At 70.0% G+C, this 23610-nt stretch carries 26 protein-coding genes and 1 tRNA gene; 23 read left to right on the top strand and 4 right to left on the bottom strand.

The window, feature by feature from the left end; genetic code table 11:
- Positions 1-4: 4 nt before the first annotated feature.
- From D7X99_RS25145 to D7X99_RS25245, 20 genes are all read left to right on the top strand, one after another.
- Complete coding sequence (locus D7X99_RS25145; RefSeq protein WP_121779996.1) at positions 5-1366, top strand: cell wall metabolism sensor histidine kinase WalK; 1362 nt, start codon at positions 5-7, stop codon at positions 1364-1366.
- Between the two features lie 13 nt (positions 1367-1379).
- The gene (locus D7X99_RS25150; protein WP_120576308.1) at positions 1380-2330 is read left to right on the top strand and encodes a metallophosphoesterase; all 951 of its coding nucleotides are present in this window, start codon (positions 1380-1382) and stop codon (positions 2328-2330) included.
- A 180-nt stretch (positions 2331-2510) separates the two neighbouring features.
- A complete protein-coding gene (locus D7X99_RS25155) occupies positions 2511-4118 on the top strand; it encodes a S1C family serine protease (RefSeq protein ID WP_121779997.1) in 1608 nt (535 codons plus the stop codon).
- A gap of 241 nt (positions 4119-4359) precedes the next feature.
- The gene (locus D7X99_RS25160; RefSeq protein ID WP_121780013.1) at positions 4360-6126 is read left to right on the top strand and encodes a chloride channel protein; all 1767 of its coding nucleotides are present in this window, start codon (positions 4360-4362) and stop codon (positions 6124-6126) included.
- Between the two features lie 42 nt (positions 6127-6168).
- The gene (locus tag D7X99_RS25165; protein WP_233596813.1) at positions 6169-6381 is read left to right on the top strand and encodes a hypothetical protein; all 213 of its coding nucleotides are present in this window, start codon (positions 6169-6171) and stop codon (positions 6379-6381) included.
- A gap of 96 nt (positions 6382-6477) precedes the next feature.
- Complete coding sequence (locus D7X99_RS25170) at positions 6478-7341, top strand: sulfite exporter TauE/SafE family protein (protein WP_121779998.1); 864 nt, start codon at positions 6478-6480, stop codon at positions 7339-7341.
- Positions 7338-7790 (top strand): DUF1634 domain-containing protein, encoded by a 453-nt coding sequence (locus D7X99_RS25175; RefSeq protein ID WP_121779999.1) that lies wholly within the window; start codon positions 7338-7340, stop codon positions 7788-7790. The genes D7X99_RS25170 and D7X99_RS25175 overlap by 4 nt, the downstream gene beginning before the upstream one ends.
- A 65-nt stretch (positions 7791-7855) precedes the next feature.
- Positions 7856-8335 carry a histidine phosphatase family protein gene (locus tag D7X99_RS25180; protein ID WP_121780000.1) on the top strand — a complete coding sequence of 160 codons (480 nt, stop codon included), beginning with the start codon at positions 7856-7858 and terminating at the stop codon, positions 8333-8335.
- A 172-nt stretch (positions 8336-8507) separates the two neighbouring features.
- Positions 8508-8894 carry a hypothetical protein gene (locus D7X99_RS25185; RefSeq protein ID WP_121780001.1) on the top strand — a complete coding sequence of 129 codons (387 nt, stop codon included), beginning with the start codon at positions 8508-8510 and terminating at the stop codon, positions 8892-8894.
- A 298-nt stretch (positions 8895-9192) separates the two neighbouring features.
- Positions 9193-9882, top strand: coding sequence for a response regulator (locus D7X99_RS25195; RefSeq protein WP_121780014.1), 690 nt, complete (start codon positions 9193-9195; stop codon positions 9880-9882).
- A 109-nt stretch (positions 9883-9991) separates the two neighbouring features.
- Complete coding sequence (locus D7X99_RS25200; protein ID WP_121780003.1) at positions 9992-10816, top strand: phosphate ABC transporter substrate-binding protein; 825 nt, start codon at positions 9992-9994, stop codon at positions 10814-10816.
- Between the two features lie 58 nt (positions 10817-10874).
- Complete coding sequence (gene pstC / locus D7X99_RS25205; protein ID WP_171805214.1) at positions 10875-11870, top strand: phosphate ABC transporter permease subunit PstC; 996 nt, start codon at positions 10875-10877, stop codon at positions 11868-11870.
- Positions 11867-12778 (top strand): phosphate ABC transporter permease PstA, encoded by a 912-nt coding sequence (gene pstA, locus D7X99_RS25210; RefSeq protein ID WP_120580410.1) that lies wholly within the window; start codon positions 11867-11869, stop codon positions 12776-12778. The genes pstC and pstA overlap by 4 nt, the downstream gene beginning before the upstream one ends.
- A 46-nt stretch (positions 12779-12824) precedes the next feature.
- A complete protein-coding gene (gene pstB, locus D7X99_RS25215; protein WP_216671846.1) occupies positions 12825-13568 on the top strand; it encodes a phosphate ABC transporter ATP-binding protein PstB in 744 nt (247 codons plus the stop codon).
- Between the two features lie 29 nt (positions 13569-13597).
- Positions 13598-14281, top strand: coding sequence for a phosphate signaling complex protein PhoU (gene phoU, locus D7X99_RS25220; protein ID WP_120567750.1), 684 nt, complete (start codon positions 13598-13600; stop codon positions 14279-14281).
- A gap of 87 nt (positions 14282-14368) precedes the next feature.
- Positions 14369-15556 carry a ceramide glucosyltransferase gene (locus D7X99_RS25225; protein ID WP_121780004.1) on the top strand — a complete coding sequence of 396 codons (1188 nt, stop codon included), beginning with the start codon at positions 14369-14371 and terminating at the stop codon, positions 15554-15556.
- A 61-nt stretch (positions 15557-15617) separates the two neighbouring features.
- Positions 15618-16469, top strand: coding sequence for a metallophosphoesterase (locus D7X99_RS25230; protein WP_121780005.1), 852 nt, complete (start codon positions 15618-15620; stop codon positions 16467-16469).
- A 95-nt stretch (positions 16470-16564) separates the two neighbouring features.
- Positions 16565-16948: a response regulator gene (locus D7X99_RS25235; RefSeq protein WP_120567753.1), complete on the top strand. Its 384-nt coding sequence runs from the start codon at positions 16565-16567 to the stop codon at positions 16946-16948.
- A gap of 84 nt (positions 16949-17032) precedes the next feature.
- Positions 17033-18316 carry a hemolysin family protein gene (locus D7X99_RS25240; RefSeq protein ID WP_121780016.1) on the top strand — a complete coding sequence of 428 codons (1284 nt, stop codon included), beginning with the start codon at positions 17033-17035 and terminating at the stop codon, positions 18314-18316.
- A gap of 121 nt (positions 18317-18437) precedes the next feature.
- Positions 18438-19535 carry a glycosyltransferase family 4 protein gene (locus D7X99_RS25245; RefSeq protein ID WP_121780006.1) on the top strand — a complete coding sequence of 366 codons (1098 nt, stop codon included), beginning with the start codon at positions 18438-18440 and terminating at the stop codon, positions 19533-19535.
- A gap of 30 nt (positions 19536-19565) precedes the next feature.
- On the opposite strand, the gene D7X99_RS25250 is transcribed toward D7X99_RS25245, so the two are convergent.
- Complete coding sequence (locus D7X99_RS25250) at positions 19566-20090, bottom strand: hypothetical protein (RefSeq protein ID WP_121780007.1); 525 nt, start codon at positions 20088-20090, stop codon at positions 19566-19568.
- Positions 20091-20164: 74 nt separating this feature from the next.
- Here D7X99_RS25250 and D7X99_RS25255 point away from each other — a divergent pair, with 74 nt between their 5' ends.
- Genes D7X99_RS25255 through D7X99_RS25265 form a run of 3 tightly spaced genes read left to right on the top strand, consistent with a single transcriptional unit; the run spans position 20165 to position 22172 of the window.
- On the top strand, positions 20165-21004 hold the full coding sequence (locus D7X99_RS25255) for a DUF3626 domain-containing protein (protein ID WP_121780008.1): 840 nt from the start codon (positions 20165-20167) through the stop codon (positions 21002-21004).
- Positions 21005-21039: 35 nt separating this feature from the next.
- Positions 21040-21681 (top strand): hypothetical protein, encoded by a 642-nt coding sequence (locus D7X99_RS25260; protein ID WP_121780018.1) that lies wholly within the window; start codon positions 21040-21042, stop codon positions 21679-21681.
- A gap of 8 nt (positions 21682-21689) precedes the next feature.
- Positions 21690-22172, top strand: coding sequence for an SMI1/KNR4 family protein (locus D7X99_RS25265; RefSeq protein WP_233613712.1), 483 nt, complete (start codon positions 21690-21692; stop codon positions 22170-22172).
- A gap of 55 nt (positions 22173-22227) precedes the next feature.
- Here D7X99_RS25265 and D7X99_RS25270 read toward each other — a convergent pair whose 3' ends face one another.
- From D7X99_RS25270 to D7X99_RS25280, 3 genes are all read right to left on the bottom strand, one after another.
- The gene (locus D7X99_RS25270; protein WP_121780009.1) at positions 22228-22662 is read right to left on the bottom strand and encodes a hypothetical protein; all 435 of its coding nucleotides are present in this window, start codon (positions 22660-22662) and stop codon (positions 22228-22230) included.
- Positions 22663-22695: 33 nt separating this feature from the next.
- Positions 22696-22893: a hypothetical protein gene (locus D7X99_RS25275; RefSeq protein WP_121780010.1), complete on the bottom strand. Its 198-nt coding sequence runs from the start codon at positions 22891-22893 to the stop codon at positions 22696-22698.
- Positions 22894-23265: 372 nt separating this feature from the next.
- A tRNA-Arg gene (locus tag D7X99_RS25280) sits at positions 23266-23339 on the bottom strand.
- Positions 23340-23610 lie beyond the last annotated feature (271 nt).

Below are 23610 nucleotides of genomic sequence, written 5' to 3' on the forward strand. Positions count from 1 at the left end.
CGCCATGCCCCTGCGCTTCACGCTCCTGGCCCTGCTCGTCCCTCCCCTGCTGGTCTCGACGCTGCTCGTGCTCTTCGGGCACCCGGCGGGCGCGCTCGCCGCGGGGCTCGTCACGCTGGCGGGCTCCGCGCTGGCCCTGGGCACCAGCCGCGTGGCCATGGAGCGGCAGCTTCGCGCGCTGACCCAGAAGACGCAGTCGCTGGCGGCGGGCATGGACGTGGCGCAGCCCGCGGGACTGGAGCGCACGGACGACCTGGCGCAGCTGGAAGACGCCATCGACACGCTGGACGACAAGCTGTCCATGCGCGCCGCCGCGCTCAATCAGGAGGCGCGCATCCTCACCGCCGTGCTGGACGGCATGGCGGAGGGGCTCTGGGTGACGGACGCGGAGGGCACCGTGGTGCGCCACAACGACGCGCTCGCGGAGATGCTCCTGCCCGCGCACGGCGCCATCGTGGGCCAGCGGCCGCTCGCGCTCATCCGCAACGAGGCGCTCAACGACGCGGTGGCCCGCGCCTGCCATGAAGGGGCCTCCACGCGGCTGGAGCTGACGCTCGAGGGGCTCTACTCCCGCACCCTGGCCGTGCGCGTGACGCCCGTGGGGCGGGATTTGCCCGGCAGCGCCGCCGTCTTCCACGACGTCACGGAGCTGCGCCGGCTGGAGAAGGTGCGCAAGGACTTCGTGGCCAACGTCTCCCACGAGCTGCGCACGCCCATCACCGCCATCCGCGGCTATGCGGAGACGCTCCAGGGCGGCGCGCTCCAGGACACCCAGGTGGCGCCCAAGATGGTGGAGATCATCCACCGCCAGTCCGAGCGCCTCTCCGAACTGGTGGAGGACCTGCTGGAGCTCTCCCGCCTGGAGGCGCGCGAGATGACCTTCCAGCGCACGGAGGTGCCCCTGGCCCTGGCCGTCTCCCGCGCCGCGGAAGGCGTGCGCCCCAAGGCCGAGGGCAAGAACCAGCAAATCGGGCTGCACGTGCCGCCTCAGCTGGTGGCGCTGGGGGATGGGCGGGCCATCGAGCAGGTGCTCCTCAACCTGCTCGACAACGCGGTGAAGTACACGCCCGCGGGCGGCAGGGTGGACGTGGACGGGGCGTACGAGGGCGGCCGGTGCGTCGTGCGCGTGCGCGACACAGGCGTGGGAATCGAGCCCAAGCATCTTTCCCGGATTTTCGAGCGATTCTACCGGGTGGACAAGGGCCGCAGCCGGGACATGGGGGGGACGGGACTGGGCCTTTCCATCGTGAAGCATCTGATGGGCGCGATGGATGGCGAGGTGAAGGTGGAGAGCCAGCCGAACGCGGGCAGTACCTTTGTCATTTTTCTACCCTCGGCGGCTGGCCCGACGGCTGCGACGGGCTAGGATGGGGGCGGCCATGCGGGTCGCCATCCTCGCGGACATTCACGGGAACCTTCCGGCCTGCGAGGCCGTGCTGGACGACATCACCAAATCGGTGGCGCCGGATTACATCGTCGCGGCCGGAGACCTGGCGCTGCGGGGCGCGCACCCGCGCGAGACGGTGGAGCTGCTCTTCAGCAAGTGCCACGCCCTCATCATGGGCAACACCGACGCGTACCTCGCCGGCAACTACCTGGGCGGCGCGTACCGCGAGCGCGACCACTGGAAGACGGAGCTGTTGCGCTGGACGCGCGACCAGCTGGGCGACACGCTGCTCCACCAGCTGGGACAGATGCCCTTCTCCCTGCGCTACACGCCGCGCAAGGGACAGGACCTGTTCATCTGCCACGCGAACCCCCGCAACCTGGAGGAGTCGCTGGACCCCACGCTGGACGACGTCGCGGTGCGCCGCTTCTTCACGCACCTGGACGCGGCCGCGTGCGCCTTCGGGCACCTGCACTTCCCCTACCGCCGGCGCGTGGGCCGGATGCTCATCGCGGACGTGGCCAGCGCCGGGATTCCTCGCGACGGCGACCTGCGCCCCGCCTACGGCGTCTTCACCTTCACCCCCAAGGGCTGGCGCGTGCAGATCCGCCGCGTGCGCTACCCGGTGCGCAAGGCCACCCAGGCCCTCACCGCGCGCCGCGTGCCCGGGGGGCCGCTGCTCATCCACAAGCTCGTGGAGGCAAGGTACCGCCACCACAACGCCCTGATGGAGGCCGCGCGGCGGCACTCGGGGCTGCCTCCTCCGGGGCCCGTGCTGCGTCCGCCCCCGGGGACCGGAGGTGCGCGCCCCGTGCTCGCCGCGCCCTTCGAGAACAACCCTCCGCCAGAGGTCGATCCGTCCACGCTGCCCCTGGACCTGGACGGCACGGTGACGGGCGCCTCGCCGCTGCCGCCCGACGCGCTCAACGACCTGGACGGGTGAGGCCCACGCCCACCGTGTGCGTGAGGACGGCCCGTCCGGGAATGGACAGGCGCGCCGTCACTTCTGACGGACAGCGGGCTTTTCGCAGCCCGAAATCCGCTTGGCCTCCCGCACGCACAGATGCACTCGGGCGCGCCGGGCCTTAGCAACACCTGAGGCGACGACAACGCGGGAGGGGCCATGGTCGGGTGGATGGTCGGACTGTCGGTGGTAGCGGTGTCCCTGACCGCTGCCGGAGCAGAGGCGCCCTCTACGACTCCGCCGCCCACGGAGGCGCCCGCGGTGGAATCGCCACCGCCCGCGCCGTACTGCGAAGGCGAATACGCGGACAGCTACGCCGCGCTGTCCCCCAAGGCTCGGGCCTTCGAGCAGGCGATGAAGAAGAAGTACACGTACTGCGTGCGCAGCACCGCCGTGTACGAGTGCCTGTCCTACGGAGCGGAGGGCAACGTGCGCCGCACGCGCACGCCGGTGTCCGCGCACGGCACCGCGTTCGCGTACCGGCAGCAGGCCGGGGAGACGCTGCTGCTCACCAACGAGCACGTCGTGGAGTGGCCGGACGTCACCAGCGACGCGCACGCGGTGGACGGAGTGCCTTCCGGCTGCAAGCGCGTGAAGGACGGCCTGAGCATCGTGGAGAACGAGGCGGACCACTACGACCGCGACGACATCCCGTTGTCCAAGGCGGTGGTGGATCCGCAGCTGGACCTGGCCGTCATCAAGTCCAAGGCGCCCTTGACGGTGATGCCGTGGAAGGTGGGCCGGAGCGCCGCCGTGCGCGAGCGCGACGTGGTGGACGTGCGCGGATTCCCGCTGGGCGTCTTCAACGCCACCAACATGGGCAAGGTCATCTCCGCCTACGACCGCGACGAGTACAAGGAGTGGTACCACGACGACTTCGTCATCGACGCGCTCCTGTCGCAGGGCAACTCGGGGTCGCCCGTGCTCGCCATCTCCTGCAAGACGGGGGAGTTCGAACTGGTGGGCGTCTACCACGCGGGCTACTCGCGAGGCAGCGCGCTCAACGTGGTGGTGGGAATCGACCAGGCGCGCGACCTGATGAACAACCTGCGCCGCACGCCCAAGCGCGTCATGGAGGACACGACGCCGCTGGACGCGCTGGCCCGCGCACGCGTGGCGAAGCGCGCGGAGGTGTCCGCCACGCCCTTCTTCCCCTTCGGCTCGCGCACCGCGGCGGTGTTCCCTCGCGCGGACGGCACCCTGCTCTTCGCGCTGTATGAACAGGACTTCCCGCGCCGCGTGCACCCGCTGCTCGTGATGGAGGACGTGCCCCTGGCCTCCGCGGACGAGGGCTTCGGGAAGGTGGGGCGCGTCTGGTTCGGCGGCGAGCGGGGCCTGCTGGAGCGCCCGCGCGCGGAGCAGGACGCGGAGCTGCAACAGCAGCTGGCCCGGCTGCTGGATGCGCTGCGCCGGGACGCGACGCTCGCGTTCTCGTACCAGGACTCGCTGCCGGGCTCGGATGAATCCCGGCAGACCTTCGACACGTCGGCCCGGCTGGGCAAGACGCTGGAGCGCACCATCGTCGCGCACCGCGAGATGAGCGACACCGCCGCGGAGCTGGCGGACCGCTTCGCGCCGGATATCACCGAGCCCGCGACGCGGACGGAGTCCGTGCTGAAGAACCCTCCGCCGCCCGGCATCCACCTGGGCCTCACGGGTGAACCCGCGGGCCAGACTCCCTCGGGCACACCACCCCGCGACTCGGGCGCGCGCCAGCCCGCGAAGAGCACGCAGGACAAGGCGGCCAGGACTCCGTCGGGCAAGTAGTCCATCCGGAACGCGACAGCCCGCGCGAGGCATGCAGCGCTACGCGGCAAGGACTCCGGCGGCCCGGTAACCCGTCCGGAACGCGACAGCCCGCGAAAAGCACGCAGCGAGACGTGGCCAGGACTCCGTCGGACCGGTAGTCCGTCCGGAGGACAGGCGGCCAAGCGGAAGCCTCCGGGAAATACCGTGCGGTCCCGGGAAGGCCCTTCCCTCCTCCGTACATTGGACAGGTGTGGAGGCCATGCCCGAACCCGCACCCGGAGCCGTACATCCCGACCTGAGGACGGGGGCACCCTCGCCCTGGCTGCGGCGGATCCTCCGGGGCCTGTTGGGACAGGAGCGGCGCTTCTGGGTGCTGGTGGTGGGCGTGGGCCTCATCTCCGGCCTGGGCGCGGTGGCGCTGCTCGCCGTGCTGCGCTTCACCCAGCACCTGTTCTGGCAGACCAACTCCGAGCACTTCCTGGAGGGCGCGCTCGCGTCGCCGGGCTGGCGCCGGTTCCTGGTGCCGGTGCTGGGCGGCGCGCTGGTGACGCTGGTGTCCCTGGTGGTGGGCCAGCCCCTGCGAGGCCACGGCACCGCGGGCATCATCGAGTCCATCTGGGTGAAGTCCGGCCGGCTGCCCTTCCCCCGCGCGCTGCTGCGCGGCTTCGTGTCCATCCTCGCGGTGGCGCTGGGGGCTCCACTGGGCCGCGAAGGTGCGCTCCTCCAGACAGGCGCGGCCAGTGGCTCCGCGCTGTCCGGATGGCTGAAGCTGGGGCCGGGCCAGGCGCGCGTGCTGGTGGCGTGCGGCGCTTCGGCGGGCATCGCGTCCGCGTACAACGTCCCCATCGGCGCGGCCCTCTTCGGCCTGGAGGTGCTGCTGGGCAGCTTCGCGCTGGAGCTCTTCGGCCCCATCGTCGTGTCGTGCGTGGTGGCGACGCTCGTGTCGCGCACCCTCATCGCGGACCATCCCAGCTACGTCATCCCCCACTACGCCCTCACCCATCCGCGCGAACTGCTGCTCGCGCTCATCCTGGGCGTGCTCGTGGGTGGGGCCTCCGCGCTCTACGTGCGCGGCATCAACTTCACGTCCGACCTGCTGGACAAGCTGCCCTCGTGGCTCACCCCGTTCATGCCGCTGGTCGCGATGACGGTGGTGGGCGTCACCGCCATCGCGGGGCCGTACCTCATGGGCAACGGCTACGACTCCGTGAACATGGCGCTGCACGGGACGCTGCCCCTCACGCTGCTGCTCATCCTGCCCCTGGCGAAGCTGGCGGTGACGTCGCTGTGCGCGGGCGCGGGGGTGCCGGGCGGTCTCTTCACCCCGTCCCTCTTCTTCGGCGCGCTCCTGGGCGGCGCGTTCGGGATGCTGGTGGAGCGGGCGCTTCCGGGCGGTGCGGCGCCCAGTGGGGCCTACGCGCTGCTCGGCATGGGCGCGGTGCTCGCGGGCACCACGCATGCGTCCGTGTCCGCGGTGCTGATGATCTTCGAGATGACCGGAGACTACGACCTCATCCTCCCGCTGATGCTCGCCGCGGTGGTGGCCGCCGTCGTCAGCCGCCGGCTGGAGCCGGAGTCGCTCTACACGTCCGTGCTCGCGAAGCGCGACGTGCGCGTGCCCGCCTCCGTGCCGCACTGGCTGCGGGAGGAAGGCGTGCGCTCGCTCCTGTCACCGGCCACGCAGCGGGTGCCTCCCTCCGCGCCCTTCGACGAGGTGGTGGTGCTGCTCCTGGAGCAGCCCGCGGGCGCGGACCTCTACGTCACCGACGCGGAGGGGCGCCTGTTGGGTGTCATCACCCTGGACGCGCTCAAGGGCCACCTGCCGGACCACTCGCTGCTCCAGGCCACCGTGGCCGCGGACGTGATGGACACCGGCGTGCAGCCCATCACCCCGGACCTGTCCCTGGCGGAGGTGGCCGCGAGGTTCGGCCACACGGAGTTGGACCGGCTGCCCGTGGTGGACGGACGCAGGCACCTGCTGGGTTCGCTCTCCAAGGGCGACCTGCTCAAGCGGGGGCGCTTCTAGATGGAGCTGGAGCCCCGCACGCGCGCGTGGAGCATCGTCGCCATGAGCTTGCTGTGCGTCGTGCTGGCGTGGGTGCTGCTGCGCACGCCACCGCACCCCGGTCAGCGCCTGGAGCCAACGGAACCCACGGAAGAACCCACCCGGGGCAATCCCTACCGGGGCTGGCCGCTCTTCCAGGGTTGGCAGATACCGCAGCCCCCGGACACGCCGCCGGCACACGACACGAAGCCGTCCAACGCGCCCCGGCAACGTTGAAGGACCACCGTCCCCTCACCCTGGGGGGGCGGTCCAGGGCGGGCAACCAGACGGGCTGCGCGTGAAGCGCTTGCATGCAGGAGGGCCAGGAGGAAGATGGCCGCCGTCTTGGACGCCACTCCGTTCAACTTCGTCGCCATCGTGCTGTGCATCTCCATTGGAGCGGGCCTGATGGGTTCGCTGCTGGGCCTGGGCGGTGGCCTCATCCTCATCCCCGTCCTCACGCTCGTGCTCAAGGTGGACATCCGCTACGCGGTGGGAGCCTCCATCGTGTCCGTCATCGCCACGTCCAGCGGCGCGGCGGCGGCGTACGTGCGAGACGGCCTGGCCAACATGCGCGTGGCCATGTTCCTGGAGCTGGCCACCGTGGCGGGCGCCGTCACGGGCGCGATGCTCGCGGGCGTGGTGAGCGGCCGCGCGCTGTACTTCCTCTTCGGCGCGGTGATGGCCTATTCGGCGCTCGCGATGCTGCGCAAGCTGCGCGAGGACGGTCGCCCCCGCGAAGAGCCGCCGCCCAATGCCATCGCGGACCGGCTCGCGCTGCACGGCAGCTACTACGATGTCTCCACCGGCGGCGAGGTGGCGTACCGCGTGCACCGTCCGCTCGTGGGCCTGGGGCTCATGTACATCGCGGGCACCGTGAGCGGGCTCCTGGGCATCGGCTCCGGCGCGCTGAAGGTGCCGGCCATGGACCTGGCCATGGGGCTGCCCATCAAGGTCTCCACCGCCACCAGCAACTTCATGATTGGCGTCACGGCGGCGGCCAGCGCGGGCATCTACTTCGCGCGAGGCGACATCGACCCGTTCATCGCCGGCCCCGTCTGCGTGGGCGTCACGCTGGGCGCGTTCGCGGGCTCGCGCTACCTCACGAAGCTCAAGAGCGGCTCCCTGCGCAGGCTCTTCGTGGCCGTCCTGCTGTGGGTGTCGTACGAGATGCTGTCCAAGGGAATCCACGGATGAGCCCGGTCACCGACGAACCTCTGTCTCCTCGGGAGACCACCGCCACCACCACCGTCGCGCAGGACCAGGTGGTGCCGCTCACGCCGGAGCTGCTCATCAGCCAGCTGTTGCGCGGCGGCGTGCTGCTCAGCCTGTCGCTCGTCGCGTGCGGCATGGTGATGACCTTCTTCCGGCACCCGGACTACTTCTCGTCCCCGGACGCGCTCCAGCGCCTCACCTCGCCGGACGACGCGCCGCACCAACTGACGGACGTCTTCGAGGGCGTCATGGCCGTGCGCGGCCAGTCCTTCGTGATGGCGGGGCTCCTGGTGATGATCACCGTGCCCGTGCTGCGCGTGGCCCTGTCCCTGGGCATCTTCCGCGCGCAGAAGGACCGCGCCTTCGCCGCCATCACCACCGGCGTGCTCGCGCTGCTCCTGCTCGCCTTCCTGCTGGGCGGTGTGGAGTAGTCCACTCAGCAGTCCACCCGTTCGTCACATCCACGCGGGCGCGAAAGGCACTACAACGCGCGCCCATGGCCGAACGTGATCTGCCCATCCTCCTCGTGCGCCACGCCGTGGCCGAGGACTCCCACGCCCTGGGCGACGAGGCCCGCGCCCTCACCCCGCAGGGCCGCGCCGCCTTCCGTCAGCACGCGAAGAAGCTCGCGCGTCTCACGCCGCTCATGGGCATCATCACCAGCCCCCTGGTGCGCGCGGTGCAGACCGCGGAGCTGCTCGCGGACGCGCTCGGCCTGTCCCACGTGGAGGTCCACCCCGCGCTCGTCCCCATGAAGGGCGCGGCCCGCAACGTGCTCAAGCTGGCGCTCGACGTGGGCCCGGGCTGGGCGCTGGTGGGACACAATCCCTCGCTGGAGCGCGCCGCCGCGCTCGCGCTGGGCCATGCCCTGCCGGACAAGCTCCGCAAGGGCTGCGCGGTCGCCCTGCGGCCCGAAGGACGCGAATTCTCCCTGCAGTGGATGGCCGCGCCGGGGCGCTCCCTGCGGCGCCCGTGATCCACCCCCTCGGGTGACGAGGTGCTTTTCCGGGATTGGGTCGCATGCGGGAAGAGCCGTTGCGGTAGGATGCCCGCTTCGGCGAATCATGCGTCCCTCCCAGGCCACAGCCCTCGCGGTTCCCGGCGCCAGACACGGCCTGGAGCGCGCGTGCGCGTCGGTCGTGGCACGCATGAGCAGTCTGCTGAAGCTGGTGCTGATGGCAGGGGTCGTCGTCGGGCTCGGGTTGCTGCCCGGCGTGATGGTGCCCAACAAGCCCTTCACGCCCACCGTCCCGATGAACCAGGGGCAGGGCAATCAGGGCCCCTTCGAGGAAGACCATCCCCGTGCCGACGCCGGCATCAAGGTCTTCGCGGAGAAGCACCGCCGTTCGGGCGGCCTGTTCATCGAACCGGTCCCCACGGAATGCGGCCTGGCCGCGTTCCTCGCCTCGCTCCAACCCGCGTTGCGCGGCGTGGCCCTCGTGGCCCCGCCTGACGCTCCGGATGAGCCAGGCATCGCGCTGCGCCGCAAACAGCTGCCGCGCCGCGGTGGCATGGACGAAGCCGCCGCCGTCTGACGTCCGCCGTCCCCCGCGCCTGAAGTCCATGAGCCGCGCGGCGTGGACGCCGTCATGCAGGTGGTGCCCAACGAAATGAATGGCGACGGCCACGGCGCGGATGCGCCAGGCCGCACGCCGAAGGTGGCCTCGCGCAACCCAGGCGAGGACAAGCGGCGCGGACGGCCCCGTCCCCCTTCTCCTCGGGGCCCGTCCGCGCCCGTCGTATTCGCGCACACCCTTCCGTGACGGACGTGACGCACTTGTTGCCGGCGCGTCACGTAGGCGCGAAGCGATGCGCGCACAGTACGTGCCCGCCATGTCCCACGTACTCATCGTCGACGACGAGCGCGACCTAGCGGAGCTCATCGACTTCAACCTGCGCGGCGCGGGCTTCACCACCCGCGTGGCCTTCACCGGGGAGGCGGCGCTCACCGCCGCGCGAGAGCAGACCCCGGACGTGGTGCTGCTGGACCTGATGCTGCCGGACCTGTCCGGCATCGAGGTCTGCCGCCACCTGCGCGCCAACCCCCGCCTGCGTGACGTGCTCATCGTCATGCTCACCGCGAAGAGCGAGGAGGCGGACCGCATCCGGGGCTTCGAGGTCGGCGCGGACGACTACGTCGTCAAGCCCTTCTCCGTGCGCGAGCTGGTGCTGCGGCTCAAGGCCATCCTCCGGCGCTCGTCCTCGCCCCAGGATGGCACCCCGCCCCTGGCGCTGGGCCCCCTGCGCCTGGACGTCACCCAGCACCGCTTCTTCGTGGAGGAGAAGGAGACGCCTCTCACCGCGCTGGAGTTCCGCCTGCTGGAGTACCTCATGGCCCGCCTGGGCCGGGTGCAGACCCGTGAACAGCTGCTGGAGCAGGTCTGGGGCCTGTCCAGCGCGCTGGAGACGCGCACCATCGACACGCACGTGATGCGCCTGCGCGACAAGCTGGGCCCTGCCCGAGCCCTCCTGGAGACGGTGCGCGGTGTCGGCTATCGCATCGTGGATCCGGCGGCCGGGTAGTCAGGCGCTCCCTGCCGTAACCCATTTGTCACACAAGGGCCGTCAAACGGCCACATCGGGTCCATAGATCGTCACGCGACCTCGACACCCTTCGAGGAGGAGACACCTCATGAAGAAGACTCTGCTCTCAAGCTTCGTCGCCTTCGGGCTCGCCGTCCTCCCGCTGACCGCCCAGGCAGGCACGGTGACGGTGAAGGGCTCGGACACAATGGTCATCCTCGCCCAGCGCTGGGCGGAGGCGTTCATGAAGAAGAACCCCGCCACGAAAATCCAGGTGACGGGCGGCGGCTCCGGCACGGGCCTGGCGGCCCTGCAGAACGGCACCACCGACATCGCCATGTCCAGCCGGGAGATCAAGGAGGCGGAGTCGGCGAAGATCAGCGCCCGCAACAAGACCGCGCCCACCGCGCTGTCCGTGGCGAAGGACGGCGTCACCTTCTACGTCAACGACACCAACAAGGTGGACGCGCTCAGCACGGAGCAGCTCAAGTCCATCTACCTGGGCGACACGACGAACTGGAAGGACGTGGGCGGGCAGGACTCTCCCATCGTCCCGTACTCGCGTGAGAACTCCTCCGGCACGTACGTCTTCGTGAAGGACCACGTGCTGGGCGGCGAGGACTTCGCCCCGGAGGCGCAGACGCTCCCCGGCACGGCCGCGGTGGTCAACGCGGTGGCCAAGGAGAAGAACGGCATCGGCTACGGCGGCGCCGCGTACGGCAAGGGCATCAAGGAGCTGAAGGTGAAGAAGGGCAACGAGACCTTCGCCCCTAGCGCGGAGAACGTGAAGAGCGGCAAGTACCCGCTGTCGCGCGACCTGTTCTTCTACCTGGGCAAGGCGCCCGCGGGCGAAGTGAAGGCGTTCATCGACTTCGCGCTGTCCGCCGAGGGTCAGGCCATCGTCACCCAGGTCGGCTACTTCCCTGTGAAGTAGTTGGCGTCACGCGATTGTCACCCGGCGCGGGGTTCCCATGTTGGATAGACAGGCCGTCATGCAGGAGCAGGACCTCGCGCCCCCGGTGGCGCTGCCCACGCTGTCGCCCGCGGCACGCCGGCGCCAGCTGAAGGAGAAGGCCATCGCCGCGCTGATTACCGCGGTGGCCTTCACGGGCATCGCCGCGCTGGTGCTCATCCTCGTCTTCGTGGCGAAGGAAGCGCTGACGCTCGTCACCGACGCGGCGGCGCGCGAGGAGGCCAGCTTCTCCAAGATGTTCCTTCCCCAGATGGTGCGGAAGGGAAGGCCCCTGGCCTACGTGTGGCAGCCGGTGTCCGGCGTGCCCAAGGTCAGCATGATTCCGCTCTTCATCGGCACGCTGAAGACGACGGCCGTGTCCATGCTGGTGGCCGTGCCCCTGGGCATCTTCGGCGCGCTGTTCGCCGCGGAGTTCGCCCCCCGCCGCCTGCGCGAAATCCTCAAGCCCACCATCGAGCTGCTCGCCGGCATCCCGTCCGTGGTGCTGGGATTCTTCGCCCTGATGGTGATGGCCTCCTTCCTCCAGGAGACGTTCGGCTTCACGTCCCGGCTCAATGCCGTCGTGGCGGGCCTGGGCCTGGCGCTGGCCATCGTGCCGGTCATCTTCACGGTGACGGAGGACGCGCTCACCGCCGTGCCGCGCAGCTACCGGGAGGCTTCCCTGGCGCTGGGCGCCACGCCCTGGGAGACCGCGTGGAAGGTGGTCCTCCCCGCGGCGGCCCCCGGCATCCTCGCCGCGTGCGTGCTGGGCTTCGGGCGCGCCATCGGTGAGACGATGATCGTCCTCATGGCCTCCGGCAACGCCGCCATCGTGTCCTGGAACCTGGGGGACTCCGTGCGTTCGCTGTCAGCCACCATCGCCGCGGAGATGGGCGAGGTGGTGGTGGGCAGCCCACACTACGCGCTGCTCTTCTTCATCGGCGTGGAGCTGTTCCTCTTCACCTTCGTGCTCAACATGCTCGCGGGGGTGTGGACGAAGAAGGTCATCCAGCGGCTCAAGGGAGGTGCGGGGTGAAGCACGCCACACGCAAGGTCGTGGGCCTGTCGCTCGTGTCCCTCACGGGGCTGGCCGCGTTCGTCATGGTGGCGATGCTCGCCCTCATCCTCCTGGACGTCGTCCGGGGCGGCTGGAGCCACCTGTCCTGGCAGTTCCTCTCTCAGGCGCCGTCGGACGGGATGATGGGCGGCGGCATCTTCCCCGCCCTCTTCGGCACCGCGGCGCTCACGCTGCTGATGACCCTGGCGGTGATGCCGGTGGGCGTGCTCACCGCGGTGTACCTGCATGAGTACGCCCGGCCCACCAGCTTCCTGGCCCGCGCGGTGCGCGTGGCGGTGGCGAACCTGGCGGGCGTGCCGTCCATCGTGTTCGGCCTCTTCGGCCTGGGCTTCTTCATCCTCTTCGTGGGCAAGGGCCTGGACCACGCGCTGGGCTACGAGGAGCTGCACTGGGCCCAGCCGGGCATCCTCTGGGCGTCGCTCACGCTGGCGGTGCTCACCCTGCCCGTCGTCATCGTGTCCACGGAAGAGGCGCTGCGCGCCGTGCCTCAGGAGCAGCGCACCGCGAGCCTGGCGCTGGGAGCCACCCAGTCGCAGACGCTGGCGCGGGTGGTGCTGCCGGGCGCGCTGCCGGGCATCCTCACCGGCGCGGTGCTGGCCGTCTCCCGCGGCGCGGGGGAAGTGGCCCCCATCCTCTTCACCGGCGCGGCGTACTTCCTGCCGGACCTGCCCACGAGCCTGAACTCTCAGTTCATGCACCTGGGCTACCACACCTACGTGCTGGCCACGCAGTCGCCGGACGTGGAGGCCACCCGCCCGCTGCTTTATGCGACGGTGCTGGTGCTGCTGCTCCTCACCTTCGCCCTGAACCTGGTCGCGGTCGTCATCCGCACGCGCACGCGCCGCAAGGCCGCTGCCGGACACTGACGCTCTTCATCCCATGCCCATCTCCTCCGCCACGCCTCGCAACAAGATGGAAGCCCGCGAGCTCACCCTGCGCTACGGCAGCAAGGTGGCCATCAAGCAGGTGAGCCTGGCCATCCCCGAGCACAAGGTGACGGCGCTCATCGGCCCGTCCGGCTGCGGCAAGTCCACCTTCCTGCGCTCGCTCAACCGGATGAACGACCTCATCCCGGGCGCGAACCACGACGGCAGCGTGTTCCTGGACGGCCGCAGCATCCACGACCGCGCCCTGGACGTGGTGGACCTGCGCCGGCGGGTGGGCATGGTGTTCCAGAAGTCCAACCCCTTCCCCAAGTCCATCTTCGAGAACGTCGCCTACGGCCTGCGCGTGGGCGGGCTCAAGGACAAGGCGAAGCTCGCCGCCCGGGTGGAGAAGTCCCTGCGCGGCGCTGCGCTGTGGGACGAGGTGAAGGACCGGATGGAGGAAAGCGCCCTGGGCCTGTCCGGCGGTCAGCAGCAGCGCCTGTGCATCGCGCGCGCGCTGGCGGTGGAGCCGGAGGTGCTGCTGATGGACGAGCCCGCGTCCGCGTTGGATCCCATCGCCACGGCGAAGATCGAAGAGCTCATCCACGAGCTCAAGGCCACGTACACCATCGCCATCGTGACCCACAACATGCAGCAGGCCGCGCGCGTGAGCGACCGGACGGCTTTCTTCTACATGGGAGAATTGGTGGAGTGCGGTCCCACGGAGCAGATCTTCACCAACCCCCACGAGAAGCGCACGGAGGACTACGTCACCGGGAAGTTCGGCTGAAGCCCTCCCGCGCGACGGAACAGGACGACATGGCGGCCACGCACACCGACAAGGCATTCGAGCAGGACCTGCGCAACCTGCGCGAGAAGCTGCTCGCCATGGGGGCCAAGGTGGAGGCCCTCATCTCCCAGAGCACCCGCGCCCTCACCGACCGCGACTCGGCGCTGGCGGAGCAGGTGGTAGGGGCGGACCGCGAGGTGAACCGGCTGGAGGTCGACATCGACGACCTGTGCCGGCGCATCCTCGCGCTGCGCCAGCCGGCCGCCTCGGATCTGCGCCTCATCACCACGGCGCTCAAGATCGTCACCGACCTGGAGCGCATTGGCGACCTGGCGGTAAACATCGCCGAGCGCGCCATGGACCTGAACCAGGCGCCGCCGCTGGCGCCGTACGTGGACACGCCGAAGCTGGCGGAGCTGGCGCAGCAGCAGGTGAAGAAGGCCCTGGACGCGTTCGTGTCCGGAGACGCGGCCAAGGCGGAGGACGTCCTCAAGGGGGACGACCTGCTGGATGCCCTCTTCCTCAAAATCTTCAACGAGCTGCTGGCCTACATGATGGAGGACTCGCGCAACATCCGCCGGGCCACGGCGTTGATGTTCATCGCGAAGCACCTGGAGCGCATTGGCGACCACGCGCTCAACGTGGCGGAGATGGTCATCTACATGGTGCGCGGCAAGGACGTGCGCCACCCGCGAAGCCGCGACCTGGAGTAGGCGGCTTCACCGGCGTGTCACGGCGAGTTGGCCATCCCGCCGTTCCGCCGCCCCGGTCCCGCCTTGTGGGACCTCTAGGGTGGCGACATGCTCATCGCATCCAGCCTCCTCCTGGCCGCGTCCGCAGTGGGCCTCGTCGCCCTCCTCCTCCAGGCGCTGTTCGTGCGCCGACACCGCCGCACCGTTCCCGCCGCCCCCACGAATAAGCCCGGCCTGTCCATCCTCAAGCCGCTGTGCGGCGTGGATGACGACCTGGAAGCCAACCTCGCCCAGTTCGCGCGGCTGCCCTACCCCCACTACGAAGTGCTGCTGGGCGTGAAGGACGCGCGCGACCCCGCCTACGCGGTGGCGCGGGCGGCGCAGGCGAAGTGGCCCCACGTCATGCGCGTGGTGCTCCAGGAGGGCGAGCCCGGCCTCAACCCCAAGGTAAACCAGCTGGTGACGCTGTCGTCCGAGGCCCGGTTCGACCTGTGGGTGGTGAGCGACAGCAACACCCGCGTGGGGGACGGCTACCTGGAGGAGATCGCCGCTGGATTCGAGGACCCCACGGTGGGCTGCGTGACGCACCCGGTGGCGGGCCTGGGTGAGCAGACCTTCGGTTCGCTCCTGGACAACCTGCACCTGTCCTCCAGCGCGGCGGCGGGGATGATCGCCGCGAAGCACGTGGCGGACCGGGACATCGTGGTGGGCAAGTCCATGGCGCTGCGCCGCGAGGACGTGGAGGCGCTGGGCGGCTTCTTCTCCGTGAAGGACGTGCTGGCGGAGGACTACGTCATTGGCCAGTGGGTGACGCGCAAGCTGGGCAAGCGCGTGGTGCTGGCGCACGCCCCCGTCTTCAACGTGTCCCTGCGCAAGAGCGTGGACGCCTTCTTCCAGCGCTACCTGCGCTGGAGCGTCATCCACCGCACAGCGGTATCGCCCTCGACGTACCTGGCGCAGGCGCTCCTCAACCCGGTTCCGCTCGCGGTGCTGGGCGCGTTGCTCCACCCGTCCGCGCTCACGGGCCTGGCGGCGCTGGCGGTGGCGCTGGGCAAGGTCTGGGTGGACGTGGCGGTGTTCCGCTCGCTGCGGCCCCAGCCCGTTTCCTTGCGCGCGGCGCCCGCGGTGCTGGTGAAGGACGCGCTGCTCTTCGCCGCGTGGTGGCACGGCGCGTTCAGGCGCACGGTGGACTGGCGCGGCACGCGGTTGCGCGTGGTGTCAGGCACGCGCCTGGTGCCGATGCGTGCTCGTGGCACTCCCGCGACGGAGTGGATCCCCAGCAACGGGGTGGGGTGAACGACGCTGGCCCAACTTTTGACGATCCTTCGTACAGCAACCCTCGCCGCTCGAAGACGCGATGCCTATCTCCTTCAACATGCCCTCCCTGAAGCTGGCGCATCTTTCGGATCTTCACCTGGACATGAGCCGCGAGAGCGATGCCTCCGCGTCCTCATTGGTGAAGGCCCTGACAGCGCAGGAAGTGGATCACGTGGTGGTGACGGGAGACCTCACGCACCGCGGATCCCACGCCGAGTTCCAGCGCTTCCGTGAACACTTCTCTCCCTGGATGGAGACCGGACGCCTCACCTTCATCCCCGGCAACCATGACCGGCCCGGCGAGGATGTGGGCAGCGTCTTCATGGAGGGTCGCAAGGTCCACACGGTGGAGAAGGCGGGCCTCTTCCTGGTCTGCGTGGACTCCACCGGTGAGCACAACCGCAACTATTTCCACAGCCACGGCGAACTGACGGAAGGCGTCGTGGACGAAGTGGACCGCGCGCTGGAGCAGGCGCCGAAGGACACGCTGGTCGCGGTGCTGCTGCACCACCACGTGATGCCGCTGCCGCTGGAGAGCTTCCCGGAGTGGATCGCCACGAAGTTCGGGTTGCCCCACGCGTCGGAGCTCGCGTTGGGAAGCCGACTGCTGGAGCGCGTGGGCGGCCGGGCGGACCTGGTGCTGCACGGCCACCGGCACATCCCCAGCGAGGCCGCCCTGGGCACCCCGGGCGAGCGCTCCTTGCGCGTCTACAACTCCGGCAGCAGCACGGACCTGGGCCGCTTCCGCGTCTTCAGCCACATGGCCGGCCGGATGGTGGGTGAGCCCGCGTGGTGCCAGGCGTCGGAGCCCGCGAAGCCGCGCACGGCGGTGCACAACGTCAGGCCCGCCCTCCAGTACCTGGTGGGCCAGCTGGGCATGGCGCTGTTCTAGGGCCTGCCCGGCTGCCTGCTGGAGGCTGTCCCTGAGTACAAGTGGCGCGAATGCCAGCGGGGCCCCGGAAGGTTCTCCTCAGGTCAGGAGGATGCTTGGGGCGACTCGCGCTGGATGATGGGGCTCGGAAGGTCCTGGTCGTGGATGACGATGCGGACTGGAGGGAGTTCCTCCGGGTGAGCCTGGAGGACCTCGGCTATGAGACCACCGAGGCAGCGGACGGACAGGAGGCGCTCGACTCGCTGCGGCGGGGCGAGCGCTTCGGCGTCATGCTGCTGGACCTGAACATGCCTGGGATGAGTGGCCTGGAGGTGGTGGAGAAGCTTCCACGCGCGTCCACCAACCCGCGCATCGTCTTCCTCACCTCCGCGGCGGCGCAGGATGTGGGCAGCGCACTCATGTCCGGTCCCCACTACTACCTGCCCAAGGGAGCGAGTCGCGACCAATTGTCGCTCCTCCTGCAATCGCTGGGGGTGTAGGACTGGAGGCGTCACCCGCCGCCACGTGGCGGGGTGGATCCAGCCAGGAGGGCCGCCATCGTCACGGAGCTCGTCATCATCCTCTTGCTGGTCCTGGCCAACGGCGTCTTCGCGGGCGCCGAGCTGGGCCTGCTGTCCGTGCGCAAGACGCGGCTGAAGGAGCTGCTGGAGCAGGGCAGCAAGTCCGCGAAGGCCGTCGCGGCGCTGCGGGATGATCCGGAGCGGCTGCTGGCCACGGTGCAGATTGGCATCACGGTGATTGGCTCCACGGCGGCGGCCTTCGGCGGCGCGAGCATCGCGCACCGGCTGGCGGGGGTGCTGGCGGGGCTGGGCGTGCCGGAGGCCACGGCGAGCCAGGCCGCGTTCGCGCTGGTGGTCGCGCTGGTGTCGTACCTGTCGCTGGTGCTGGGGGAGCTGGTGCCCAAGTCCCTGGCGCTGCGCTACTCCGAGCAGTACGCGCTGACGCTGGGCCGGCCCCTCAAGTCGTTGGCGTGGGTGATGCGGCCCCTGGTGTGGTTCCTCACCGCGAGCTCCAACGTGGTGCTGAAGCTCTTCGGGGACAAGACGAACTTCTCCGAGTCGCGCCTGTCGCCGGACGAGTTGCTCCAGTTGGTGGAGGAGGCGTCGAAGCAGGGCACGTTGGATCCGCGCGCGGGGGAGATTGCGTCGCGGGCCTTCGCGCTGGGGGATTTGACGCTGGGCGAGGTGATGGTGACGCGCGAGCACATCGTCGCGTTGCGCCGGCATGCGAGCAACGAGGAGATCCGCCAGGTGCTGCTGGAGCACGGGCACTCGCGGATGCCGGTGTACGAGAGCACGCTGGACAATGTGGTGGGCTACATCGTGGCCAAGGACCTGCTGGGCGTGGCCTGGGAGGGGCACCTCATCGTCCTGGAGGACGTGCTGCGCCCGCCGCTGTTCCTGGTGGAGTCCATGCGCGCCATCGCGGCGATGAAGGAACTGCAGCGCCGGCGGATGCAGCTGGCGGTGGTGGTGGACGAGCACGGCGGCGTGGTGGGGCTGGTGACGGTGGAGGACCTGGTGGAGGAGCTCGTGGGGGACATCCTCAGCGAGTCCGAGACGCCGGAGGTGCTGGTGCGGCGCGAAGGCCCCAGCATCGCGGTGGTGCAGGGCGAGGCGAGCCTGCGCGAGGTGAACCGCGCGCTGGAGCTGGAGCTGGAGGAGAGCGAGGACTACTCCACCGTCGCGGGCCTGTGCATCGCGCTCGCGGGAGGCGCCATCCCGGAGCAGGGCACGAAGCTGCCCATGCCGGACGGCACGGTGCTGGAGGTGCTGGAGGCGTCACCGCGCCGCGTGCGCCAGGTGCGCTTCCACCTGCCGGAACAGCCCGCGCAGCCGGAGGCGTGACGGCGGTCCCTCCCCTTCGTGCGAATCCGGACGGGTGCCCTGGGGTGCCGTTGTTGATACCGCACCGGGCACCTATATGCCCGGGAGGGACACCCTGGCCCTGGGGAGGCGCGCGCAGCGGATGCAGTCTTCAGCTCCACGCATCGCGTTCGCCATCGAGACGACGCTCGGCAACGCGGTGTTCCTGGACAACCTCAAGCGGGCGATGGCGCGCCGCGACGACATCGTGCCGGTGTGGCTGCCCATCGACGAGCACGCGGATGACGTCTGGGAGCAGCTGCCGCTGGTGCGCTCGCGGCTGTCGGTGCGCGGAGGGCTGCGCGCCCGGAGTGCGCTGAACCAGGCCTCCGCGCGGGAGCCGGTACGGGCCGCGGTGGTGCACACGCAGCGGCTGGCGCACCTGGCGCACGACTTCATGCGCCGCGTGCCGAGCGTCATCTCCACGGACGCCACGCCGAGCGGGCTGGAGGACTACCTGCGCTACTACGGCCTGCGCTCGCAGCACGCGGGCTGGGTGGGCCGGGCGAAGAACGCGCTGCACCGGCGCACGTACGCCATCGCGAAGGGGATGCTGTCCTTCTCCCGGTTCACCAAGCGCTCGCTGGTGGAGGAGTACGGCGTGCCCGACGCGAGCGTGCATGTCGTGTGGCCCAGCGTGGACACGACGCTGTGGCGGCCCGCGCCGGAGAAGAAGCCCCGGGACGGCGTGGTGCGGCTGCTCTTCGTGGGCGGCGACCTGGGGCGCAAGGGCGGCAAGCTGCTCTTGCGCTGGGCGCGGGAGACACGGCGGAAGGGGTGGCACCTGGACCTGGTGACGTCCACGCCCTTCGAGGCGCCGCCGGGGGTGCGCGTCCACGTGGGCATGCAGCCGAACTCGCCGGAGCTGATTGGCCTGGCGCAGGCAGCGGACCTCTTCGTGCTGCCGACGATGGCGGACATGTCGTCGTGGGCCATCGCGGAGGCGAAGGCCGCGGGCCTGGCGGTGGTGTCCACGCCCGCGGGCGGCGTGGGCGAGCTGGTGCGCGACGGCGTGGACGGGCACATCGTTCCGGTGGGCGACTACACGGCGCTGGCGCACATGTTGGACGCGCTGGTGCAGCGCCCGGAGACACTGGAGGCCATGGGACTGGAGGCCCGCCGCATGGCCGAGGCGCACATGGACCTGGATACGACGTGTTCGCGGATGCTCGCGTTCATCCGCCAGGTGACGGGCGTCTGAAGCAGGACCCGCGCACGAGCCACGGCGGGCTCACGGTTTCGCCGCGAGGGTGCGGGCGAAGTCCGGCTCCAGTCGCTGGAGCAGTTGCCACTCCAGGTCGCGGTCGCGGTTCGAGGGGACGAGCCGCGAGCCCTGGATGCCATCCGGCTGGTATTCCAGGCGCGGCTCCGACTGACCGGGCCGGCTGGGGGCGACCGCGACGGAGCGCTCGTTGCGGTAGTACCGGAGGGTGCATTGACCGTCGCCGCGCTCGGTGCCGATCACGTAGAAGCTCGCGTACTGGGTTCCCAGCGAGGAGGGCGGAGTGATTTGCGCCCATTCCGTCCGGGCCTCGTGGCGGGTGGGATCCGCGATGACCGAGAAGCCCTTGTCCTTGAGCAGGGCCAGGGCCGTGGGCCACACGTCCGCGAGCGGCTTGCGATACACGTGTGCGCGGACCTCATCCTCCAGGGCGACCTGCTGGCGTTGGGCCGCGCAGCCCATTCCCATCCAGAGCAGGACCGGGATGGCCAGCAGGGAGACCGCGCGAGGCGACGACGTCTTCCGAGGGTTCATGTTCCCCTGGAACGTCCAACCCCCGCCTGCATATCGCCGCGTTCGGCCCAGCGCGCCCGGCTACACTGGAGGCCATGCGTCATCCCGCCCTGGAGCATGTCCACCAGCAGGCCCGGGGCGGCCCCATGGATCGCCAGCTTCGGGTCACCCTGCACTTCCATCCGGATGTCCTGTTCGAGGGAGGCGGCATCCTGACCGCGATGCGGCGTGACGGCCGGTACCGCTCGCAGTTCGAGACGCGCACGAGCAACGGCGGGCTCACGGCCTTTCCCGACGGAGCCCGCTGGCGGTGGGAGAGCCGTCTCTTCAACGGGTTCTATGACTGTCGCGATGGCAGCGAGCGGCCCAAGTACGGCTCGCTGAATTTTCGCGGTGAGGCCCATGGGGGTTCACCCCGCTTCGGCTCCAGCTACTTCCGGCTGACAGAGACGGCGCTGGACCGCTCCAGCTTCTGCTTCCCGGACAGCGTCTTCGAACCCACGTCCTTCGGGACCTCCGAGCGGATGGCGCTGATTGGCCTGGCGGAGGCCACGCCGTTCGAGGATCCGCTGGACTGGTACGTCGAGGCCCACGTCCACGGCGAACTTCGGATTCCGGAGGACGTGGAGGCCCTGGTGCTCGACCCCAGCTACGAGGGAACCCCCGTCGAGGATGAAGCGCACGCGTTGGGCGTCCGCGTGGAATGGCACCCGGGCTATGCCGTCACGCTGCGCGAACTGCATCCTCACGCGAGCTACCGAGGTGACGACATCCTCCGGCTCGCGGAGCAGCTCGCGGACGATGAACGCCTCACGCCGTTCATCCTGGGCCGGGCACGTGCGGACGCGTCGATCGATCCACAGTCCCTCAAGAAGGTCTGGCACTGCCTGGCCCGCTTCGGCCGCACCTGGGAAGGGCCCACTCCGGGCCGTTGAGCAGTGCTCTCGTTTCAGTAAGGATCATGCTCGCCATGGCCACTGTTCTCCCCGGTTGTCGCGCTGCGAGCGCCATTGCCATCACCGCGCTGGTCGGTTGCGGCTCGGCCACGGTTGGCACTGTCGCGAGGCCTGCCTCCGCGAAGCATGTGGGCCCGGTCGTCACCACACCGGACGGAGGCCAACTGCGCACGACCATTTACTACGGGCCCTGGCAGTGCAGCGCCGCGTTCCTTTCACGCTGCGAGTCGAAGTGCGCGGCGCAGGGTCACGCGCTCATGGGCTGCATCTGGCTGGCCGACATCAAGGGCGACTGGAAGGGGCGCTACCTCTTCATGCCTGCGGAAGCTGGCGGGCGCCTCGCCGTCACCCACTGCTGCTGTGACTACCCCAAGGCAGACGGTGAGGCCCTGCGGAAGGTGTGGAATCGCGCACGGCCCGAGTACCGAGAGGCGTGGGGCCGTGAGTTTGGCGCGTGGCCACAGTCGGGCACTGGAAAGTACTGGCCAGGCCACCACATCTTCGATCTCGGCCACGGAGGGCCGCCAGTCGCACCGAACAACGTCCTCCCCGCCCCCGACGACGTGCACAGCGTCTTCAATGCCGAGTACCCCGCCTGCTACGCGCCGGGCGGGAAGTGGCTGGCGCCTGGGCCCGAGCGTCCGTACGTGGACTGAGGACTCCCATGCCCAAGTCAATGAAGGAGCTCCTGGCTGAAGTCTCCGCCAATCACTTTCCCAACCCGCCCGCGACGCCTGCCCAGGTGGCAGCATTCGAGGGGCGCATGGGCTGGAAGCTGGACGAGGACCTGCGCGCCTTCTACCTCCACTGCGACGGCGCCGCCCTCTTCCAGCGATTCCCGGACGCCAACTACCACCTACTGCCGCTGGAGCAGATCCGCAGGGCCCGCGTCGCGATGCGGCCGGGGGATGACGACCACTTCGGGCCGACCTCCTGGTACACGCTCGTGGATCTCCAGGACTCCGACTACGTCATCCTAGACGCGGCCCACCAGGTGGACGGCAAGTACCCCGTCCTCGACGCGTACCACGAGACATTCCCGGAGGCGGTGCGCCCCATCGCAGCCTCGTTCAGCGAGTTCCTGGAGAGAGCGCTGGCCAGCGGGGACGATTTCTTCTGGTTGAGCGGGAGCACGCCGGAGAGCTGAGCGGTTCCGGTTTCTCGCCCTCATTCGATAAGGGGAAACCGGAACCGGGTGCGACTTAGGCGGCGCGGGCGTGTCCACGTCCGCCTTCACCTCGTCCCCATGGGAGCGCTGGGCTGAGCCCGGCCAGGGCCGCCCTCACCAGCCCGTGCTCCAGCCCCAGCTCCGGCAACACTCGCGCCTCCGGATCCGTCTCCTGGGTGAGGCGCACCAGCGGGAACGGCCATCGGCATCGCGCATGTCCAACAGGAAGAGGCGCCGCTATCTCCCCGCCCCCCAGCGCCTCGTTGGGGACGATGCGGCCGGAACTGGAGGGGATGAAGAGATCCGGCCCGAGCTCGCCCACCAAGTGCGCCTGAGACGCGCGGACGGGCCCACCGGCCGCGCGCTCACCCGCCACCACCAGCAGGTCCAGTGTGGTGAGCCCCGAGTGCTGGCCGACGCGCTGCTCGTGGTGGACGTCGCGGTGGGCGTGCGCGATGGCGGCCTCCATGCCGCGCTTGAGCGAGCCATCAAAGGCAGCCGCCTAGCTTCTTAAGTACGGGTACCCCAGCGCCGTCCGCGCCGCGACCTGGGCCGCCTTGTCGCGGCCCTCGTAGCTGCCCAGGCAGTCCGCCACGGCGGCGACGAGCCCGGCTGGGCCCTGGGTGTGGCCCGCGGCGTCCTGTTGGTAATCCCGGCGCCCCTGCTCGGTGCACGAGGCCGCATCGAAGGCGCGGCTCATCGGCTACCACCCTTCGCGCCGCGCCGGGCCTTGGCGCCCGTCCCCGTGAACGGGCGGCTGGCGGCCGTGACCAGGACCGTCAGCACCTCCAGTTCAGCAACCGCACAGCGAGCGCGTGCCGGCAGCAGGCCATGGGGGGCCGACCGTCCAGAGTGCTGGCGCGGCAACCAGCGCAGCCAGGGGCCAGCGGAACCCGCAGCCGAAGGGCCGTGACGCGGTCGGTTCCCAGGACAAGGGCAGCCGGGGAGGCTCGGCCTTAGCCGCCGAATCATCAGACTTGGGTGGAAACTGGGTGGAAGGGCTGCCCGGGAGGGGAGAGAACTTCCCCTCCCGGGTGCCACTTTCCTTAGTCCCATCAACTACTTGGGACAGCGCGCGATGCAGGATTCGAACCTGCGGCCTTTGGCTCCGGAGGCCAACGCTCTATCCAGCTGAGCTAATCGCGCAGAACCGCTTTCCGGTGTCGGAGGAGTAACCGAAGTCCCCAGACGACGCAAGCACGCAATCCTGACATGCCGTGGCCGTCTTCCCCGCCTGACAGCTCCTGCACAGAGGCGGCGCGCCCCCCATCCGCCCCTTCCGCATGATGGACTAGACCCGGGGACATGAACCGCGCTCCCCTGCTATCCGCTTGTCTCCTCGCCGCCTGCCTGGCCTGCACGGAGTCACCCCGGACGCCCGCGGCGTCCCCTGCCCCGAGCCCGACCATGCCCACCC

It is taken from the genome of Corallococcus sp. AB032C (assembly GCF_003668935.1).
Taxonomy (GTDB): Bacteria; Myxococcota; Myxococcia; order Myxococcales; family Myxococcaceae; genus Corallococcus; species Corallococcus exiguus.

Coding starts and splice junctions, on each gene's coding strand:
- D7X99_RS25145 (WP_121779996.1), top strand. CDS start 5: ATGCCCCTGCGCTTCACGCTCCTGGCCCTGCTCGTCCCTCCCCTGCTG.
- D7X99_RS25150 (WP_120576308.1), top strand. CDS start 1,380: ATGCGGGTCGCCATCCTCGCGGACATTCACGGGAACCTTCCGGCCTGC.
- D7X99_RS25155 (WP_121779997.1), top strand. CDS start 2,511: ATGGTCGGGTGGATGGTCGGACTGTCGGTGGTAGCGGTGTCCCTGACC.
- D7X99_RS25160 (WP_121780013.1), top strand. CDS start 4,360: ATGCCCGAACCCGCACCCGGAGCCGTACATCCCGACCTGAGGACGGGG.
- D7X99_RS25165 (WP_233596813.1), top strand. CDS start 6,169: ATGAGCTTGCTGTGCGTCGTGCTGGCGTGGGTGCTGCTGCGCACGCCA.
- D7X99_RS25170 (WP_121779998.1), top strand. CDS start 6,478: ATGGCCGCCGTCTTGGACGCCACTCCGTTCAACTTCGTCGCCATCGTG.
- D7X99_RS25175 (WP_121779999.1), top strand. CDS start 7,338: ATGAGCCCGGTCACCGACGAACCTCTGTCTCCTCGGGAGACCACCGCC.
- D7X99_RS25180 (WP_121780000.1), top strand. CDS start 7,856: ATGGCCGAACGTGATCTGCCCATCCTCCTCGTGCGCCACGCCGTGGCC.
- D7X99_RS25185 (WP_121780001.1), top strand. CDS start 8,508: ATGAGCAGTCTGCTGAAGCTGGTGCTGATGGCAGGGGTCGTCGTCGGG.
- D7X99_RS25195 (WP_121780014.1), top strand. CDS start 9,193: ATGTCCCACGTACTCATCGTCGACGACGAGCGCGACCTAGCGGAGCTC.
- D7X99_RS25200 (WP_121780003.1), top strand. CDS start 9,992: ATGAAGAAGACTCTGCTCTCAAGCTTCGTCGCCTTCGGGCTCGCCGTC.
- pstC (WP_171805214.1), top strand. CDS start 10,875: ATGCAGGAGCAGGACCTCGCGCCCCCGGTGGCGCTGCCCACGCTGTCG.
- pstB (WP_216671846.1), top strand. CDS start 12,825: ATGGAAGCCCGCGAGCTCACCCTGCGCTACGGCAGCAAGGTGGCCATC.
- phoU (WP_120567750.1), top strand. CDS start 13,598: ATGGCGGCCACGCACACCGACAAGGCATTCGAGCAGGACCTGCGCAAC.
- D7X99_RS25225 (WP_121780004.1), top strand. CDS start 14,369: ATGCTCATCGCATCCAGCCTCCTCCTGGCCGCGTCCGCAGTGGGCCTC.
- D7X99_RS25230 (WP_121780005.1), top strand. CDS start 15,618: ATGCCTATCTCCTTCAACATGCCCTCCCTGAAGCTGGCGCATCTTTCG.
- D7X99_RS25245 (WP_121780006.1), top strand. CDS start 18,438: ATGCAGTCTTCAGCTCCACGCATCGCGTTCGCCATCGAGACGACGCTC.
- D7X99_RS25250 (WP_121780007.1), bottom strand. CDS start 20,090: ATGAACCCTCGGAAGACGTCGTCGCCTCGCGCGGTCTCCCTGCTGGCC.
- D7X99_RS25255 (WP_121780008.1), top strand. CDS start 20,165: ATGCGTCATCCCGCCCTGGAGCATGTCCACCAGCAGGCCCGGGGCGGC.
- D7X99_RS25260 (WP_121780018.1), top strand. CDS start 21,040: ATGGCCACTGTTCTCCCCGGTTGTCGCGCTGCGAGCGCCATTGCCATC.
- D7X99_RS25265 (WP_233613712.1), top strand. CDS start 21,690: ATGCCCAAGTCAATGAAGGAGCTCCTGGCTGAAGTCTCCGCCAATCAC.
- D7X99_RS25270 (WP_121780009.1), bottom strand. CDS start 22,662: ATGGAGGCCGCCATCGCGCACGCCCACCGCGACGTCCACCACGAGCAG.
- D7X99_RS25275 (WP_121780010.1), bottom strand. CDS start 22,893: ATGAGCCGCGCCTTCGATGCGGCCTCGTGCACCGAGCAGGGGCGCCGG.